Origin of the sequence: Mesorhizobium sp. UC74_2 (assembly GCF_042701485.1) — a bacterium.
Taxonomy (GTDB): domain Bacteria; phylum Pseudomonadota; class Alphaproteobacteria; order Rhizobiales; family Rhizobiaceae; genus Mesorhizobium.
The window spans coordinates 3,528,468-3,545,095 of record NZ_CP170562.1; the positions used below are offsets into that span (position 1 = coordinate 3,528,468).

Consider the following 16,628-nt stretch of genomic DNA (forward strand, 5'->3'; position numbering starts at 1 on the left):
ATCTCCGGTTTGGCTTTCCCGATATATAGGTGAACATTTACCAACAAAAAGGTGCGCACCAGGCGGCTGCCGCGGTCGCCGTTCCCTGCCGCTTGACCGGCAGGGGACCACGGCATAGTTTAGAATTATTCTAAACTAGAGATTCCGTCATGCTTTCCCGTGTCTTCGGCTTCGGCCGCCGTCCCTTTTCTTCGCTCTCCGAACAGGAAATCCTCGCGCTGGCCATCTCCTCCGAGGAGGACGACGCCCGCATCTACCGCTCCTACGCCGAGGGGCTGCAGGAGAGCTATCCGCATTCAGCCAGGATGTTCGAGGCGATGGCGGCGGAAGAGGACAAGCATCGCGGCATGCTGATCGAACTGCACCGCAAGCGTTTCGGCGAACACATCCCGCTTATCCGCCGCGACCATGTAAAGGGGTATTATGAACGCAAGCCCGACTGGCTGGTGCGGCCGCTCGGCATCGAAAAAGTGCGCCACCAGGCCGAAGAAATGGAACGGCAGGCGCAGCTCTTCTACATCGAAGCGGCCAAGCGCACTTCCGACGCCTCCACACGCAAGCTGCTCGGCGACCTCGCCGCTGCAGAGCAGAACCACGAGGACCTCGCCCACAAGCTCGAACAGAAATATGTGCCTGGTGATGTCCGCGACGAGGAAGCCGCGACGGAGCGGCGGCAATTCATCCTCACCTATGTGCAGCCCGGGCTGGCTGGGCTGATGGATGGCTCCGTGTCGACACTTGCGCCGATCTTCGCCGCGGCGTTCGCCACGCACGACACCTGGCAGACCTTCCTTGTCGGTCTCTCTGCCTCGATCGGCGCCGGTATCTCGATGGGTTTCACCGAGGCTGCGCATGACGATGGCAAGCTCTCCGGACGCGGCTCGCCGCTGAAACGTGGCCTTGCCAATGGCATCATGACTTCGCTTGGCGGCCTCGGCCACGCCTTACCTTATCTCATCACGAATTTCTGGACTGCGACTTCCGTTGCCGCAGTGGTCGTGTTCTTCGAACTGTGGGCGATCGCCTTCATCCAGAACCGCTACATGGAAACGCCGTTCCTGCGCGCTGCCTTCCAGGTCGTGCTTGGCGGCGCATTGGTGTTCGCGGCGGGCGTGCTGATCGGCAACGCCTGATGGCTTTTTTCTCCCGTAGAACGAAGCGATGGACCGATCAACCGTGCGCCTTCTGGCTGTCGGCCGGCACTTCGGCACGGTCGAACATGCCATAGTCGCGGACCACATGGGCGATGCGCAGGCGGTAATCCGAGAAGATACCTGCGCGTCCGGCCTTCTGGGCCTGCCGGTGATCCTCGCTGTTGCGCCATTGTCTCACCGCCTCCTCGTCACGCCAGAACGAGAGCGACAGGACGCGCGCCGGATCGGTCAAACTCTGGAAGCGCTCGATGGAGATGAAACCGTCCATGCCGTCGAGCAATGGCCGCAGATCGGCTGCGATGCCGAGATAAGCGCCACGCTTGCCCTCTGCCGGCGTCACTTCGAAAATAACAGCAATCATGGGTTCGTTTCTCCTGCAAGGAAGCGCCCAGCCGTTTCAAACAGTGCCGCACGGCCAGTTTCGAGATGCATCAGATGGGTGCCCTTGGGGAGTTTGCGATCGAGCTTGATCAGGCTCCCCAAGCGCGCGATCAGCCAGGCAGCATCCGCATCGTTCGAAACGCCATCCCAGGCACCACGCACGATCAGCGTCGGCACTTTGATCCGCTCGGGATCATAGGCCATCCGACCGCTCCAGGCTGCGGCAATGTCAGCCACAGGACCGCTCGGGATCTTGACCGCAGGCGGCATGCGCGCGGCACTGCCGGCATCGGTGGCAAGATATTCAGGCCCCACCATGCGAGTTCAGGTTCGATCAGAACTGGCGGATGCCCCACGGGCACGTCTTCGACAAAACGCGCCAGCTGATCGGCTATCGATACCAGCCGCCAACCCGGGACATTGACTTTCGCATGGCCTGCAGCTTCCCGACGGGCGATGGGCCCGAACAGGACAAGGCGATCCAGGTTCTGCGGCTGCTTCGTCGCATAGAGCCCCGCGACGAGAGTACCCCATGAATGGGCAAGCAGCGAAACCCGCGACCTTCCGGTGGTGGCCAGCACATGAGCGACGACGCGGGCCAGCTGCCGGCTGGCCCACGGCGCGCGGCCTCCCGGCGGCCTGTCAACCGGCGAGCGTGAAAAACAGGCCGGACGGTCGGACCCACCATAGCCGACAAAATCGAACGCCCATGCGTCAAAACCACGCCGGTGCAGATCGTCCATCCAGGAATGACCGTGAAACCGGTATGCCACCGACAGCGCCGATGGAAACGTTGCACCATGGACATAGATGACGCTCGGTCCTGACGAGGCAGCGCGCCTGACCAGCAATCGAGGCTCGCCGGTGCGTCCATCGAGCATCGTGACCTGATCCGATGTCACGGTTTCACCAAAGCCGCATGCGGCGCGGACGCCAGCTTCAGGAAAATCCGGTCCTCCTTGCGGATGAAGTTCTCGCGCCGGGCGAACTCAAAATTGGCCTTGCCGGCAGTATCGGCGGCAAGACGGGCCCGATAGGCTTCGTAGGCCGCCAGGCTGTCGATGTTGTAGAGCGCATAGGCTGTCGTGGCCGAGCCTTCATGCGGCGCGAAATAGCCGATCAGGTCCGCGCCACAGCGCGGAATGGCCTGCCCCCAGTTACGGGCATATTCTTCGAACGCCGCCTTCTTGAACGGGTCGATCTCGTAGCGGATGAAGCAGGTGATGGTCATGATCGTCTCCTCGGCATGGGCATCGACATTTCGATCGGCATCGAAACATCGGTTGAAAATGGGGACTAGACTGACGGTGTGGTCACAACCGCCAGAACGACTCTGCGCATTCGCGCCTTACATCCTCGGGCGTCAGGCCGAGATCGGTAAGTTGCCATGTGTCGAGCTCTGCGAGGTCGAGCCGCTGCAGATAGCGGTCATAATTGCACATCAGCTGCCGCCGCAGCCCGTCCAAGATGCGGCGGAAGCGGAAGCGGGCATAGCCGGCGTCGGCATAAACGGGGCGAAACAGGCTGGTCATCGTCGTCTCCTTGAACTGCCTACAGATTAGTGCTTTTCTTGCGGCAATGCTTTGATGGAGATCGAACTATGAAAGACGGACCGGATATCGCCCGTATCGCCAGCCTCGTTGGCGATCCCGCCCGCGCCAACATGCTGACGGCACTGATGACAGGTTCCGCGCTGACAGCGAGCGAGTTGGCGCTGGAGGGTGGTGTGAGCCTGCCGACGGCATCGTCGCACCTGGCCAAGCTGATAGAGGGTGGCTTGCTCACCGTCGCGTCCCAGGGCCGCCACCGCTACTACGGCCTGGCCGGCCCCCAGGTGGCCTCCATGCTGGAAGCCATCATGGGTGTAGCGGCGGGTTTCGGGCCGAAGCGCGCACGCCCCGGCCCGCGTGAACCCGCGATGCGCGAGGCCCGCGTCTGCTACGACCACCTCGCCGGCGAACACGCGGTGAAGATGATGGATACCTTCCTCGCCCGCGACATCCTTGTGCGCGACGGCCAGGAAATCCGTCTCGGCCCGAACGGCCATTCACATTTCACCGCCGTAGGCATCGACGTGGAGAAGCTTGGCCCCTCGCGTCGACCGGTCTGCCGCGACTGCCTCGACTGGAGCGTGCGCCGTTCACACCTGGCGGGTCAGTTGGGCGCAGCGATCCTTGACAAGATCCTCGCCGAGAAGTGGGCGCGCCGCGAAAAGGACAGCCGCGTCGTCACCTTCTCGCCCAAGGGACGTCAAGCTTTCGAAAAGGCATTCCTCGAAGGATAACCTGATTACTTGCGCCGGAGGTTCCTGACGAATTCCGTGAACGACGACGCCAGGGGCAGCACATAACCCCAATCGTCGGAACTGGCCTCCTCCAGGGTCCAGTCATCATCTTCCGGCGCGAGCTCATGGTCGATCAGGCAGAGCTTTCCCTCATTGCCGCCATCAAACCGCAGGCATATCGGATTGCCGCCATGGTCATTCATGATCCACACCAGATCCTTGTGAAGGGGCCAGGGTGGGGATTTGCGATTCTGCTCCAGCGAGTAACGCGGATCCTTATGCAGACCGCCGACGTCCTCCACATATCCGGCCCACACGCCATTGGGGAAATCGAATGAAACTTTTTGCACGCATCTGCCGCCGGCACAGCTCATCAGGAATGCGCAATAATCGTCAGGAAGAAAGATCCCTGTCGTTTCCTCGAACCGCTGCAGATCAGCTGGTGCTGCCGGGCGCTCGCCAGCCTGATTGATGGCGTCGACAAAGCGCCAAAGTTCCATTCGCAGGCTCCCGCAGATCGCGATTGATGCCTGCAGCGTAGTGAGGAAGCGGTCTCCTTTGCAACTCCCACAGCGTGTCGATCGGTCACTGTTTTCGCTGCGTGGGGCCGAAACAGGAACGCGCTTTTTCGAGCTCCAAACGAAAGCCCCTGTGGCACAAAAACCACAGCGCTCGCAAAGGCGTCAAAAGGCGCCAAAACACCGTGAATCCGCCACTTTGCAGCCACGATTCGTAGAGGTTTCGCCCGAAGATTAACATCCCGTTCACCGACTATTCACGCCTTCTCGCTAGGATGCACCCAATCGGACGGGACTTCCGAAAATCGGGACAGGGAATAGACGAATGACCATCTGGAGCCAGTTCAAGGGCTACGCCGCCGCCATCCGCGAATTCATCGCGCCGACCTATCGGCCCGAGCGTCATTACATGCGCGGCCCTGGTCCGGCCTGCGCTCGCCGCGCCCACGCGCTCGGCGTGAGCGCCCATTGATGACCCTGGAAAGCCGCCACGACAGCCGCGTCGCCCGTCCGTCCGGCGAACATCGTACGACAACCTATCGGCCATTGCGGCCGGGGATGCCGGCTCGGCCCTAAGGCCCCCACGAGTCCATTGTCCCGATCTCCGAACCGCCGGCCCCTCGCCGGCGGTTTTTGTTTTTGCACGGGATCAAAATTTTTCCGCATCACCTGTCGAAATCAGGCAAGCTCGCGCGACATTCGTGCGGCCAGCAAGGACGCGGCCTTCGAAAACACGGGAGACTATCGTGCAATATATGCTTTTGATCCATGTCGACGAAACGGCTTTCGCCAGGATGACCCCGGAAATGCAGGGCGTGATGTCGGAACCCTACATGGCCTACAACGCCGCGCTCGAGAAAGCCGGGGCCATGGTCGTGGGCCAAAGGCTGCAGCCGTCCAACGTCTCCACCACGGTGAAGATCCGCGACGGCAAGACCGAAGTGCTGGACGGCCCCTTCGCCACCACCAAGGAACAGCTCGGCGGATTCTATCTCATCGAGGCTGCGGATCTCGACGCGGCCCTTTCCTGGGCGGCGCGCTGCCCTGCCGCCAGCCACGGCGTTGTCGAAGTGCGTCCGATCTGGCCGACGCACTGACAACATGGCCGCGGCCAACGAAATGGCACAGGCGGCGGCCGAAGCGGCCGCCCGCCAGAGCTACGGCAAGCTTGTCGCGTTCCTGGCCGCGCGTTCACGCGACGTTGCCGGCGCCGAGGATGCGCTCGCCGACGCCTTCGCCATGGCGCTGGCGAGATGGCCGAAAACAGGTGTTCCGCAACATCCGGAAGCCTGGCTTCTCGCGGTGGCGCGACGCAGGGCCACAGACCAGCATCGCCGACGCCAGACCCGCGAGGCGGCACTGCCGCATCTCAAGCTGATCGGCGAGGAGATGGAGGAGGAGGCGATGCGCGAGAAGCTGCCGGACGATCGCCTGGGCCTGATCTTCGCTTGCGCGCATCCGGCGATCGATCCAGGCGTGCGTGCGCCGCTGATCCTTCAGACGATGCTCGGTTTCGATGCCGCCACCATCGCGTCCGCCTTCCTGATCTCGCCCGCCACGATGGGCCAGCGGCTCGTGCGCGCCAAAGCCCGCATCCGGGAGGCCGGTATACCCTTTCGTATCCCTGAACTGCCGGAACTGACTGAGCGGCTGTCGGCGGTACTCGAAGCGGTCTATGCCGCCTTTGCGGAGGGCTGGACCGATCCTGCCGGCACCGAAACCCGCCGCCGCAACCTGGCGACCGAAGCGATATGGCTGTGCCGGCTGGTCACCGAATTGCTGCCGCAGGAACCGGAAGCGCTGTCGCTGCTGGCCCTGATGCTCTACGCCGAAGCCCGGCGCGAAGCACGCCGTTGCGCGCATGGCGACTTCGTTCCACTCAGTGACCAGGACATGGCCCTGTGGGACGCAAGACTGATCGAAGAAGCAGACACGCTGCTGTCTCGCGCGGGCAGGTCATCCCATCTCGGTCGCTACCAGATAGAAGCGGCGATCCAGTCGGTCCATGTGGCCCGCCGCCTGACCGGCAGGACCGACTGGGCGGCGATAAGGCAGTTTTACGATGCGCTTGTCCTGGTCGCCGGATCGCCGGTCGTGACGATCAATCGCGCGGTGGCCATCGGCGAGACGGATGGAGCGGCAGCCGGGCTGGCCGAACTCGATACCGTCGCGGACGACCGGCGCATCGACGACTACCAGCCTTATTGGGCAGCGCGGGCCGGGCTGCTTGCGGAGCTCGGCCGGGCCGATGAAGCGCGACAGGCCTATGAGCGGGCGATCGGACTGGAACGCGACGAGGCGGTGCGCCGGTTCCTGGCCGCGAAGAAGGCGACGTTGCTGAACTGAACAATCGCCTTTCGCGCAGGCCGTTCAGGCTGGCCACATCTCGTGCGGACCGTTGAGGGCGGCAAGCATGGGATCGGCCCGCAAGCTGGCACAGACCCGCTCGACATTCGGCCAGAGCGCGCGTGCCTTGTCGATATCCGGATACCAGCACACCAGCATCAGCATATAGACATCGGCAATGGTACGACGGTCGCCGACCAGCCAGTCGCGCCCGGCCAGCGCGCGGTCCAGAATGCCCAACTCCTTGTCCATCTCGACAACCGCCGCCTGCTTGACCGCGGCGATGCCGGCAGCGTCGGTGGTCGAACGATGCGGGTAGTAGTAGCGCAGGTTGGCCATGTAGATGGCGGTCGCCATGAACGCCATCCAGCGCAGGAAGTCCGCCCTGCCCGGTTCGCCGGCAACCGGGCCGAGCCCCTTTCCGGGATGCAGCTCGGCCAGCAGAAGCGAGATTGCCGCCGTCTCGGGAACGGCATGACCGTCCGGCAGAACCAGCACCGGCACCTGGTGCATCGGACTGATCTTGAGAAATTCCGGATCGGGCTCCGGCGTCTTCGGCACGTCGATCTGCTCGAATGCAACGCCGGCCAGCTTGAGCGCGGCCTCGATCACGAACCCGCCCGAACCCGGGCGCGTGTAGAGCTTATGCATTTTCAGTCGTTTCCTCCCCGGCTCCGATTCCGAGCCAGCGAGATTTGACCTTGGCAGGACAGCGCCATCAAGCCACCGGCGGCAAGGCCAGGAGGTTTTTCACTGGGACCAGAGAGCGGAAACATCTTCCCGCTCCGCTGGTCAGCAGAGAATGATCTTACGCGCCAAGCCCTTCGAAGAGCACGGTCGACAGGTAGCGTTCGGCGAAGGATGGGATGACGACGACCAGGTTCTTGCCCTTGCTCTCCGGCCGCGAGCCGACGACGATCGCCGCCTGCAGCGCTGCGCCCGAGGAGATACCGACCGGCACGCCTTCCAGGCGAGCGACAAGGCGGGCATTGGCCACGGCATCCTCGTTGGAGACCTTGACGATCTCGTCATAAATGGAGGTGTCGAGGATCTTCGGCGCAAAGCCTGCGCCGATGCCCTGGATCTTGTGCGGGCCGGGCTGTCCACCCGACAGCACCGGCGAGGCTTCAGGCTCGACGGCCACGACATGCAGCGACGGCTTGCGCGCCTTGATCACCTGGCCGACGCCGGTGATGGTGCCGCCGGTGCCGATACCTGAGATGAAGATATCGACTTCACCCTTGGTGTCGTTCCAGATCTCCTCGGCAGTGGTTTCACGATGGATCTCGGGATTGGCCGGGTTCTCGAACTGCTGGGGAATGATCGCATCCGGCAGCGATGCCGCCAGTTCATCGGCCTTGGCGATCGCCCCCTTCATGCCTTTCGGCCCTTCGGTCAGCACCAGTTCGGCGCCGAGCAGCGCCAGCATCTTGCGGCGCTCGACCGACATCGTCTCCGGCATGGTGAGAATGAGCTTGTAGCCCTTGGCGGCGGCGGCGAAGGCCAGCGCGATACCGGTATTGCCGGAGGTCGGCTCGATCAGCACGGTCTTGCCCGGCGTGATCCTGCCGTCGCGCTCCAGCGCCTCGATCATGGCGACACCGATGCGGTCCTTCACCGAAGCGATCGGGTTGAAGAATTCGAGCTTGGCCAGAAGGTTGGCGACAATGCCCTTTTCCTTCGCGAACTTGTCCAGGCGGACCAGCGGGGTATCACCGATCGTCTCGGTGATCGAATTGTAGATGCGGCCGCGGCCGGGAACACGTGCGGAGGATACAGGCTTGTTCATTGATTTCGCTCCCTGAGACGAGGCTGGCTTATGCGGCTTTTAAACGAAGGAAGATAGGCCGCCGCCAGACTATATCCGAGCGGGCGGCATGCTGAAAACAACAGGCAGCTGGAACAGTTTTCCTGATTATCTCGAAATCAGGTTCAGCTTTGCGCAAACACCCTCATGACCGTACGGCTATCGCCGTTGCTGCACCAACCATGAAACCGGCGGCCGTGCGGTTCAGCGCCTTCAATGCTCGCGGCGAGCGCAGGAACCAGCGCGCCTTGGCGGCGAGCGCAAGATAGGGCACCAGCACGATGAGCAGCACCAAGGCGGTAATGGCGGCCAGAATGCCGTAGTCAGCCCAGGTCAGTGATTTCAGATCGACGATGGTCGGCGTGATCGCCAGGTAGAAGATCATGGTCTTCGGGTTGCCGAGCGTGACGGCAAGACCGGCCAGCACCGACGGCATGAAACCATCCCTGCCCTTACGGGCCTCAACCGTTTCCGGCGTGATACCAGCCGTCCAGAAACTCCAGGCCAGGTAGGCGAGATAGAGCACGCCCAGCCATTTGATGACCAGGAACACCATGCCGAAGCTCTGTGCCACCAGCGCAAGGCCGAGCACAACCGCGGTGAGATAGGTGAGATCGCCGAGCACGAGCCCCAGCGACATCGCGAGAGACGAGCGGAAGCCGGAGCCGAGTGCCCGCGCCACCAGCGCGGTCACGCCGGGGCCGGGAATGGCTGCGGCAACCGCGAGAGCGGCGGAATAAGCGAGAAATCCGGCAAGGGTCATGGGGAAAGCCTCGGAAACAGCACTGCTTTATCGCATGGGCCGCGGGTCGGTGGAAATGGCCCAGCGCTTGGTCCAGCCGCTCACATTTTTCTGAAAACGCTTAGAGCGCCGCGCGTCCATTCGGACGCGCAAAGGACGCTCTAACACTTTTGAGCTGCGCATCGTGCTTTCCGAAAATCGATTCCGATTTTCGGGCCGATGCGCTGAAAGGCATCGACATTTCGTTCCTCGTCCTGTAGGCGCACGGTCCCGCTGCGGCTTGCCTCGACAAGGCCGCACCTTTTTACGCAAACATCCAGGACGAGACGATGCGACCGGCTTTCGGCGGCATAGACTTCGGCACCTCCAATTCCACCGTTGGTGTGATCGAGAACGGCAGGCCGCATCTGGTGGCGCTGGAGGATGGCAATGCGACATTGCCTTCCGCGATCTTCTTCAATTTCGAGGAAGGCAGCACCCTGTTCGGACGCCGCGCCATCGCGGACTACACCGACAGCGTCGAAGGCCGGCTGATGCGTGCATTGAAAAGCGTGCTGGGGTCTTCACTCGCGCATGAAAAAACGCGCATCCAGGCACGCACGCTCGCCTTCACCGACATCATTGGGCTGTTCGTCGCACATCTGAAGGCACAACTGGACCGCCATGCGGGGCAACCGGTGGAAAACGTGGTGCTCGGCCGACCGGTTCGTTTCGTCGACGAAGACGACGCGGCCGACGCAGAGGCACAGAACCAGTTGGAGAAGGCGGCACGCAAGCAGGGCTTCAAGCATATCGACTTCCAGTTCGAGCCGATCGCCGCCGCGCTAGACTATGAACATACGCTCAATCGCGAAGAACTCGCCCTCATCGTCGACATGGGCGGCGGCACGTCGGACTTTTCCATCGTCCGGGTTTCGCCGGAGCGTTCGGCAGCCATGGATCGCAAGGGCGATATCCTGGCCAATCGGGGCGTCCACATCGGCGGCACAGACTTCGACCGGCTGCTCAGCATCGCCCATGTCATGCCTGAGCTCGGCTATCTGACGCCGACGAAGGATGGCAAGCGCAATCTGCCGGCAGGCTATTTCGTCGATCTCGCCACCTGGCAGCGCATCAACCTGCTCTACACCCAGAAGGCCATGCTGGACCTGCGCCAGATCCGCTATGAGGCGGCGCGGGCCGACCTCGTCGACCGGCTCATCGAGGTGGTCGAGCATCGGTTCGGGCATGCGCTCGCCACCAAGGTGGAGCGGGCCAAGATCGCGCTGACCGACCAGGAGGAAGCAACGGTCGACCTGGCGCTGCCCGGCGCCAACTTCTCGGCCCTTCTGAGCAAGCAAGGCCTGGAGAACACCATCCGCGGCGAGGTCGGTCGCGTCACGCAGACGGTCGCCGATACCTTGGCCGATGCAGGCGTGAAGCCGTCGGATATCACGGCCGTGTTCCTGACCGGCGGCTCGACCGCCATCCCACTGGCCCGACGCAGCATCCTGGCCCTGGTGCCGGATGCCAAGGTTGTGCAGGGTGACGCCTTCGGTTCGGTCGGGCTCGGCCTCGCGCTCGACGCGCGGCGCAAATTCGGCTGAGCGTTCTAAGTCTTGCGTTTGTATGAGACACGCCAGACCGTGCCGCTGCCGTCCTCGGTCACGATCAGCGCACCATCCCGGGCGACGGCCACGCCGACTGGCCGTCCCCAGACGGCATCGTCGGAGATGACAAAGCCGGTCATGAAGTCCTCATAGACGCCGGTCGGCTTGCCGTCCTTGAACAAGAGCCTCACCACCTTGTAGCCGGTCGGCATGCCACGGTTCCAGGAGCCATGCAGGGCGACAAAGGCGTCGCCCTTGTACTCCGCCGGGAACTGCGCGCCTTCGTAGAAGGCGATGCCGAGCGGCGCCGAATGCGCCTGCATCAGAACATCCGGCACCGTCACCTTGCCGGCGAGATCGGGGCGGGTGCCGGCATGACGCGGGTCCTCATTGTTGCCGATGTAATACCAGGGCCAGCCGTAGAAGGCGCCCTGCTTCACCGAAGTCGCGTATTCGAAAGGAAGATTGTCGCCCAGAGCGTCGCGCTCGTTGACCACACACCAGGGCTGGCCGGTTGCAGGCTGGACGGTGAGCCCTGAGCAGTTGCGCAAGCCGGTGGCAACGGTCCGGCGGTTATTGCCGTCCGGATCGAAGGCAAAGACGGCCGCGCGGCCACGTTCATACCCCCACGCCGCCCCAAGCGGCTCGCTGGCGGCCCACGCCTTGGGGCCACCAGGAGGATCACCAAGCTCTTCGGCAACATTGGAGGCTGATCCCACAGACAGATAAAGCGTCTTGCCGTCTGGCGAAAAAGCGATGTCGCGGGTCCAGTGACCGCCGTCGGGAATGTCCGCGACAACGGTTTCGGGCTTTCCAGAAGCCTTCAGGTCGCCGGCCTTGTAGGCAAAACGCACGATGCTGTCGGTGTTGGCAACATAGACCCAACGGGGCTCGTCCAGCGGGTGGAAGGCGATGCCATAGGGTGAACTCAAGCCCCTGGCGTAGATGGTTTCTTCGGCAGGCTTGCCGGCACCATCGCCGGGCCGGTAGAGCCGAACCTGGTCAGCGCGGCTGTCGGCGACGAAGATGTCACCGTTCGGCGCGACGCGTACGGCGCGCGGATTGCTGATGCCCGAAGCGATCAGTTCGGCCGAAAAACCGGCCGGCAGCTTCGGCTCCACGTTCTTTGGCCGCCGCACCTCACCGGGACTGTTCGAGGCGGAATCTGAAATATAGGGTTTCGGCAGATCCTGCGGTGTCAGCAGGCGCTGGGTGCCAGGTTTGTCGGCGCGCCAGCCGCCAAAGGCTGCCTCCCCTTTCAGGACCTCGGATTGCTGGGCAAAAGCCAGAGGCACAGGGGCAACGAAGAACGGAACCAGCAAGGCTGCAACGGCGCGTTTCACATCATCCTCCTTCGCCCACCGAGTGGAAGATAGGACGGGAGACGCATCGGCGCATCACAACTGAGCGTGAAAAGGTGCTAGGCTTCAGCACCGAAACCGGCTTCGAGCCGCCGTTCCAGTTCGACAAGATCAGCGGGCAGCGGCAGGCCAAGCGCGCGCAGCTCCGAGAACTTCTCGCGCAACTGTTCCTGGATCTCGTGCTCGTCTTCCGGCTGGTTGACCATCTCCTGCAGAAGCAGGCTGATCCGGGCTTTGATCTCTTCCAGCGCCATGGTGTTCCCTCCTGGCTGGCAATCTCAGCGGCTATCGCAGCATGCGCGAAATCAGCTGCGCCGTATAGTCCACCATCGGCACAATCCGGGCATAGTTGAGACGCGTCGGACCGATGACACCGAGGGCGCCGACCACGCGCGCATCCTTGTCACGATAAGGGGCGACCACCAAAGACGAGCCCGACAGCGAAAACAGCTTGTTTTCCGAGCCGATGAAGATACGCACGCCCGATCCCTGTTCGGCGAGGTCGAGCAACTGGATCAGCCCGTCCTGCGCCTCCATATCCTCGAACAGACGCTTGAGCAGTTCGATGTCTGCCTGGGCAGTGACATTCTCGAGCAGATTGGCGCGTCCGCGCACGATGAGGCGAGCCGGCAGGCCACTCTCGGTGCCGGCCCAGATTGCGAGACCTTTCTCGACCAGATCCTGCGACAGCGCATCGAGCGCGGTACGTGTTTCTTCCTTCAGCCGGGAAATCTCTCCGCGCGCTTCGGCAAGCGTGCGGCCACGGATATGGGCGTTGAGGAAATTCGAGGCCTCGTGCAATTGCGACAGCGTGATGCCGGCCGGCAGGTCGATGACGCGGTTTTCGACATCGCCGCCCTGGGAAACCAGCACCGCCAGGGCCTTGCCCGGCTCCAGCTGGATGAATTCAATGTGCTTCAGCGCCACTTCGGCCTTTGCGGCCAGGACCAGCCCGGCGCCACGCGACATGCCCGACAGCATCTGGCTGGCCTCGGTCAGCATATGTTCGAGCGACATGCCCTCGCCCGAAGCCTTCACCTGCGTCTCGATGGAACGGCGTTCGTCGTCGGTGAGATCACCGAACTCCATGAACGCATCGACGAAGAAACGCAGGCCCTGCTGGGTCGGCAGCCGTCCGGCGGAAATGTGCGGTGCGTAGATCAGGCCGAGATGCTCCAGGTCACTCATCACATTGCGGATCGTTGCCGGTGACAGCGACGAAGGCAGAATGCGTGACAAGGAGCGTGAGCCAACCGGCTCACCATCCCTCAGATAGGATTCGACGATGCGCCGGAAGATGTCGCGCGAGCGTATGTCGAGCGGCTGGAAGGCCGGCGATTGCATGATCGGATCGACGATGGGTTTGGTCATCGGGCACAAGATCTCCAGGGCCAAGGATATAGATTGCAACCGGGGCGACGCAAGCGACCCGTTTTCCTTTGCGCCCGATCCTGCATGGGGCTACAAGCCGGCCACGACTCCAAAACCAAGAAGAAAGAGCTTTGATGCGCCCTTCCAAACGCCAGCCAGATGAAATGCGTGCGATCTCCTTCGAGCGCGGCGTTTCCAAGCACGCCGAAGGCTCCTGCCTGGTGAAATTCGGCGACACGCATGTGCTGTGCACGGCGAGCCTGGAGGAGAAGGTACCGGGCTGGATGCGCAACTCCGGCAAGGGCTGGGTGACGGCCGAATACGGCATGCTGCCGCGTTCGACCGGCGACCGCATGCGCCGGGAGGCTTCCGCGGGCAAGCAAGGCGGCCGCACGCTGGAAATCCAGCGCCTGATCGGCCGCAGCCTGCGCGCTGTCGTGGACATGCAGGCGCTCGGCGAAGTGCAGATCACCGTCGACTGCGACGTCATCCAGGCCGATGGCGGCACCCGCACGGCTTCCATCACCGGCGGCTGGGTGGCGCTCTATGACTGCCTTCGCTGGATGGAGGCACGCCAGATGGTGAAGCTGGACAAGGTTCTGAAGGACCATGTCGCTGCCATTTCCTGCGGCATCCATGACGGCCAGCCGGTCATCGACCTCGACTATCTTGAGGATTCCTCGGCCGGCACCGATGCGAATTTCGTCATGACCGGCAAGGGCGGTATCGTCGAAATCCAGGGCACGGCGGAAGGCGAGCCTTTCTCGGAAGAGCAGTTCTCGGCGCTGATGGCGCTGGCCAAGAAGGGCATTTCCCGGCTGGTGTCGTTGCAGCAGATGGCGGTGGCCTGAGGCGTGATGCAGCCTGCCGCCATCCTTGAATCCGCGCTCTACGTCATCGACCTGGAGGCGGCGGAAGCGTTCTATGCCGATATCATCGGCCTGGAGCGCATCGGCAAGGTAGCTGGCCGGCATGTGTTCTTTCGCTGCGGACAGGGCGTACTGCTGCTGTTCAACGCGGAGGCGACAAGGCATCCGCCGACACCCGATGCCCGGTTGCCGGTTCCGCCGCATGGCACGGCCGGGCAAGGACATTTGTGTTTCTCGGCCAATGCCGAAGAACTGGATCGCTGGAAAGTCCATCTGACGGCGCATGGCGTGGTCATCGAAGCCGAATTCGAATGGCCGCAGGGCGGCCGCTCCATTTATCTGCGCGACCCCTCCGGCAATTCGCTGGAATTCGCCGAACCGAAAATCTGGAAGCTGTAGATGCATTCGCTCGATGGAAAGAAGATCGTCGTCGCCAGCCACAACGCCGGCAAGCTGAAGGAATTCGCCGACCTGATGGCGCCTTTCGGCTTCGAGGCGAAATCGGCCAAGGAATACGGCCTGCCGGAACCCGACGAGACCGGTACCACCTTCGAGCAGAACGCCTACATCAAGGCACTTGCCGCAGCACAGGCGACCGGCCTGCCGGCGCTTTCGGACGATTCCGGGCTGTGCGTCGACGCGCTTGACGGAGCGCCCGGTGTCTATACCGCCAACTGGGCCGAGAAGGCCGACGGCAGCCGCGACTTCGGCATGGCGATGCAGAAGACCGAAGATGCGCTCCAGGAAGTGAAAGCTACAGAGCCGGCCCAGCGCACGGGACGTTTCGTTGCCGTCATTTGCCTCGCCTTCCCTGATGGAGAAGCCGAATATTATCGCGGGGAAGCGGAAGGCATCCTGGTGTGGCCGCCGCGCGGCGCACTCGGCTTCGGCTACGACCCGGTGTTCCGGCCCGACGGCCACGACAAGACCTTCGGCGAAATGACCGCCGAGCAGAAACACGGCTGGAAACCCGGGCAGGCGGAGGCACTGTCGCACCGCGCCCGCGCCTTCCAGAAGTTCGCCCGCGCAAGGCTGGGTTCGGCCTGATGCTGCTGGATCGGTCGCCCGGCTTCGGCGTCTACATCCATTGGCCGTTCTGCGCGGCCAAATGCCCTTACTGCGACTTCAACAGCCATGTCCGGCACCAGCCGGTGGACCAGGAGCGCTATACGCGCGCCTTTGAGGCCGAGCTTGCCTCGATGCGGGAGCGTACCGGTCCGCGCGAGGTAACGAGCATTTTCCTTGGCGGCGGTACGCCATCGCTGATGAAACCCGAAACGGTCGGTGCCGTTCTCGACGCCGTGGCCAGGTACTGGACGGTGCCGGCAGGCATTGAAGTGACGCTTGAGGCCAACCCCTCTTCCGTCGAGGCCGAACGCTTCCGTGGTTATCGTACCGCCGGCGTCAACCGCGTTTCGCTGGGTGTGCAGGCCTTGAACGACAGCGATCTCAAATTTCTGGGCCGGCTGCACAATGTCGAAGAAGCGCTGCATGCGATCGGACTAGCCCGCGAGATCTTCCCGCGGCTTTCCTTCGACCTGATCTATGCCCGCCCCGGCCAGACGCCGGAGGCCTGGGAAGCGGAACTCGAACAAGCGATCGGCCACGCGGCCGACCATCTGTCGCTCTATCAGCTGACGATCGAGGAAGGCACGCCTTTCTACAAGCTGCATGCGGCCAAGAAGTTCGAGATCCCGGATGGCGACCACGCTGCCGATCTCTATCAGCTGACGCAGGAAATCACTGCGGCGCGCGGCCTGCCGGCCTATGAAATCTCCAACCACGCCAAGCCAGGCGCCGAAAGCCGGCACAACCTGACTTACTGGCGTTATGGCGAGTATGTCGGTGTTGGGCCAGGCGCGCACGGCCGCTTCGTCGAAAAGGCCACACGCGTGGTAACGGTGGCGGAGAAGGTACCTGAAACCTGGCTGGATCTCGTCGAATCCAAGGGCCACGGCGTCACTGGAGGTGAAATCCTCACCCGTTCGGAAGAAGCCGACGAATTCCTGCTGATGGGGCTGCGCCTCGCTGAGGGCATCGATCTTGCCCGCTACGAGCAGTATTCGGGCCGGGCCCTGCCCTCGGGTCGGCTCTCGATCCTGCAGGAGGAGGGGCTGGTCGCCTCGATCGGCAATTCGCGCCTGCGTGCCACCCCTGCCGGCATGATTGTGCTGGATGCAGTGGTCGCGGACCTGGCGCGATAGAT

The 16,628-nt window shown here is 63.0% G+C and carries 22 protein-coding genes; 10 read left to right on the forward strand and 12 right to left on the reverse strand.

Annotated elements, in window-relative coordinates; all coding sequences use genetic code 11:
* The first annotated feature begins 149 nt into the window (after positions 1-149).
* Positions 150-1,133 (forward strand): iron exporter MbfA, encoded by a 984-nt coding sequence (mbfA, locus tag ACFJIU_RS17205; protein ID WP_379061797.1) that lies wholly within the window; start codon positions 150-152, stop codon positions 1,131-1,133.
* A 37-nt stretch (positions 1,134-1,170) separates the two neighbouring features.
* Here mbfA and ACFJIU_RS17210 read toward each other — a convergent pair whose 3' ends face one another.
* The 5 genes from ACFJIU_RS17210 to ACFJIU_RS17230 form a co-directional block, all read right to left on the reverse strand.
* Positions 1,171-1,515 (reverse strand): antibiotic biosynthesis monooxygenase family protein, encoded by a 345-nt coding sequence (locus tag ACFJIU_RS17210; RefSeq protein ID WP_379061799.1) that lies wholly within the window; start codon positions 1,513-1,515, stop codon positions 1,171-1,173.
* The gene (locus ACFJIU_RS17215; RefSeq protein WP_379061801.1) at positions 1,512-1,739 is read right to left on the reverse strand and encodes a hypothetical protein; all 228 of its coding nucleotides are present in this window, start codon (positions 1,737-1,739) and stop codon (positions 1,512-1,514) included. Before ACFJIU_RS17215 ends, ACFJIU_RS17210 begins: the two co-directional genes overlap by 4 nt.
* Positions 1,700-2,416 (reverse strand): alpha/beta hydrolase, encoded by a 717-nt coding sequence (locus ACFJIU_RS17220; protein WP_379073139.1) that lies wholly within the window; start codon positions 2,414-2,416, stop codon positions 1,700-1,702. Before ACFJIU_RS17220 ends, ACFJIU_RS17215 begins: the two co-directional genes overlap by 40 nt.
* A gap of 17 nt (positions 2,417-2,433) precedes the next feature.
* The gene (locus ACFJIU_RS17225) at positions 2,434-2,766 is read right to left on the reverse strand and encodes an NIPSNAP family protein (RefSeq protein ID WP_379061803.1); all 333 of its coding nucleotides are present in this window, start codon (positions 2,764-2,766) and stop codon (positions 2,434-2,436) included.
* Between the two features lie 82 nt (positions 2,767-2,848).
* Positions 2,849-3,067, reverse strand: a complete 219-nt coding sequence (locus tag ACFJIU_RS17230) for a DUF1127 domain-containing protein (protein ID WP_379061805.1) — start codon at positions 3,065-3,067, stop codon at positions 2,849-2,851.
* Between the two features lie 68 nt (positions 3,068-3,135).
* Between ACFJIU_RS17230 and ACFJIU_RS17235 the strand changes: the two genes are divergently transcribed.
* Entirely contained in the window at positions 3,136-3,819 is a 684-nt protein-coding gene (locus tag ACFJIU_RS17235) for an ArsR/SmtB family transcription factor (RefSeq protein WP_379061807.1), read from the forward strand.
* A gap of 5 nt (positions 3,820-3,824) precedes the next feature.
* Here ACFJIU_RS17235 and ACFJIU_RS17240 read toward each other — a convergent pair whose 3' ends face one another.
* On the reverse strand, positions 3,825-4,319 hold the full coding sequence (locus ACFJIU_RS17240) for an SMI1/KNR4 family protein (RefSeq protein WP_379061809.1): 495 nt from the start codon (positions 4,317-4,319) through the stop codon (positions 3,825-3,827).
* 343 nt (positions 4,320-4,662) lie between these two features.
* On the opposite strand from ACFJIU_RS17240, the gene ACFJIU_RS17245 reads away from it, so the two are divergent.
* The 3 genes from ACFJIU_RS17245 to ACFJIU_RS17255 all read left to right on the forward strand — a co-directional run bounded on the left by ACFJIU_RS17245 (position 4,663) and on the right by ACFJIU_RS17255 (position 6,683).
* The gene (locus tag ACFJIU_RS17245; RefSeq protein ID WP_129410768.1) at positions 4,663-4,809 is read left to right on the forward strand and encodes a hypothetical protein; all 147 of its coding nucleotides are present in this window, start codon (positions 4,663-4,665) and stop codon (positions 4,807-4,809) included.
* A gap of 283 nt (positions 4,810-5,092) precedes the next feature.
* Positions 5,093-5,434, forward strand: a complete 342-nt coding sequence (locus ACFJIU_RS17250) for a YciI family protein (protein ID WP_379073140.1) — start codon at positions 5,093-5,095, stop codon at positions 5,432-5,434.
* Positions 5,435-5,438: 4 nt separating this feature from the next.
* The gene (locus ACFJIU_RS17255; protein ID WP_379061811.1) at positions 5,439-6,683 is read left to right on the forward strand and encodes an RNA polymerase sigma factor; all 1,245 of its coding nucleotides are present in this window, start codon (positions 5,439-5,441) and stop codon (positions 6,681-6,683) included.
* 24 nt (positions 6,684-6,707) lie between these two features.
* Here ACFJIU_RS17255 and ACFJIU_RS17260 read toward each other — a convergent pair whose 3' ends face one another.
* The 3 genes from ACFJIU_RS17260 to ACFJIU_RS17270 all read right to left on the reverse strand — a co-directional run bounded on the left by ACFJIU_RS17260 (position 6,708) and on the right by ACFJIU_RS17270 (position 9,253).
* Complete coding sequence (locus tag ACFJIU_RS17260) at positions 6,708-7,334, reverse strand: glutathione S-transferase family protein (RefSeq protein WP_379061813.1); 627 nt, start codon at positions 7,332-7,334, stop codon at positions 6,708-6,710.
* A 157-nt stretch (positions 7,335-7,491) separates the two neighbouring features.
* Entirely contained in the window at positions 7,492-8,472 is a 981-nt protein-coding gene (gene cysK, locus ACFJIU_RS17265; RefSeq protein ID WP_379061814.1) for a cysteine synthase A, read from the reverse strand.
* A gap of 163 nt (positions 8,473-8,635) precedes the next feature.
* Entirely contained in the window at positions 8,636-9,253 is a 618-nt protein-coding gene (locus ACFJIU_RS17270; RefSeq protein WP_379061816.1) for a LysE family translocator, read from the reverse strand.
* A gap of 308 nt (positions 9,254-9,561) precedes the next feature.
* Here ACFJIU_RS17270 and ACFJIU_RS17275 point away from each other — a divergent pair, with 308 nt between their 5' ends.
* Complete coding sequence (locus ACFJIU_RS17275; protein WP_379061818.1) at positions 9,562-10,818, forward strand: Hsp70 family protein; 1,257 nt, start codon at positions 9,562-9,564, stop codon at positions 10,816-10,818.
* Between the two features lie 5 nt (positions 10,819-10,823).
* Here the strand turns inward: ACFJIU_RS17275 and ACFJIU_RS17280 are convergent, their stop codons facing one another.
* From ACFJIU_RS17280 to hrcA, 3 genes are all read right to left on the reverse strand, one after another.
* On the reverse strand, positions 10,824-12,164 hold the full coding sequence (locus ACFJIU_RS17280) for a PQQ-dependent sugar dehydrogenase (RefSeq protein WP_379061820.1): 1,341 nt from the start codon (positions 12,162-12,164) through the stop codon (positions 10,824-10,826).
* Positions 12,165-12,241: 77 nt separating this feature from the next.
* Positions 12,242-12,436, reverse strand: a complete 195-nt coding sequence (locus ACFJIU_RS17285) for a hypothetical protein (protein WP_379061822.1) — start codon at positions 12,434-12,436, stop codon at positions 12,242-12,244.
* 31 nt (positions 12,437-12,467) lie between these two features.
* Complete coding sequence (gene hrcA, locus ACFJIU_RS17290) at positions 12,468-13,553, reverse strand: heat-inducible transcriptional repressor HrcA (protein ID WP_379061824.1); 1,086 nt, start codon at positions 13,551-13,553, stop codon at positions 12,468-12,470.
* Positions 13,554-13,687: 134 nt separating this feature from the next.
* Between hrcA and rph the strand changes: the two genes are divergently transcribed.
* From rph to hemW, 4 genes are read left to right on the forward strand one after another with little or no spacing between them, the layout of a single operon-like run.
* Positions 13,688-14,404, forward strand: coding sequence for a ribonuclease PH (rph, locus tag ACFJIU_RS17295; RefSeq protein WP_379061826.1), 717 nt, complete (start codon positions 13,688-13,690; stop codon positions 14,402-14,404).
* A 6-nt stretch (positions 14,405-14,410) separates the two neighbouring features.
* Entirely contained in the window at positions 14,411-14,821 is a 411-nt protein-coding gene (locus ACFJIU_RS17300) for a VOC family protein (protein ID WP_379073141.1), read from the forward strand.
* Positions 14,822-15,469, forward strand: a complete 648-nt coding sequence (gene rdgB / locus ACFJIU_RS17305; RefSeq protein ID WP_379061828.1) for an RdgB/HAM1 family non-canonical purine NTP pyrophosphatase — start codon at positions 14,822-14,824, stop codon at positions 15,467-15,469. It begins immediately after the preceding gene.
* Positions 15,469-16,626, forward strand: coding sequence for a radical SAM family heme chaperone HemW (gene hemW / locus ACFJIU_RS17310; RefSeq protein ID WP_379061830.1), 1,158 nt, complete (start codon positions 15,469-15,471; stop codon positions 16,624-16,626). Before rdgB ends, hemW begins: the two co-directional genes overlap by 1 nt.
* Positions 16,627-16,628 lie beyond the last annotated feature (2 nt).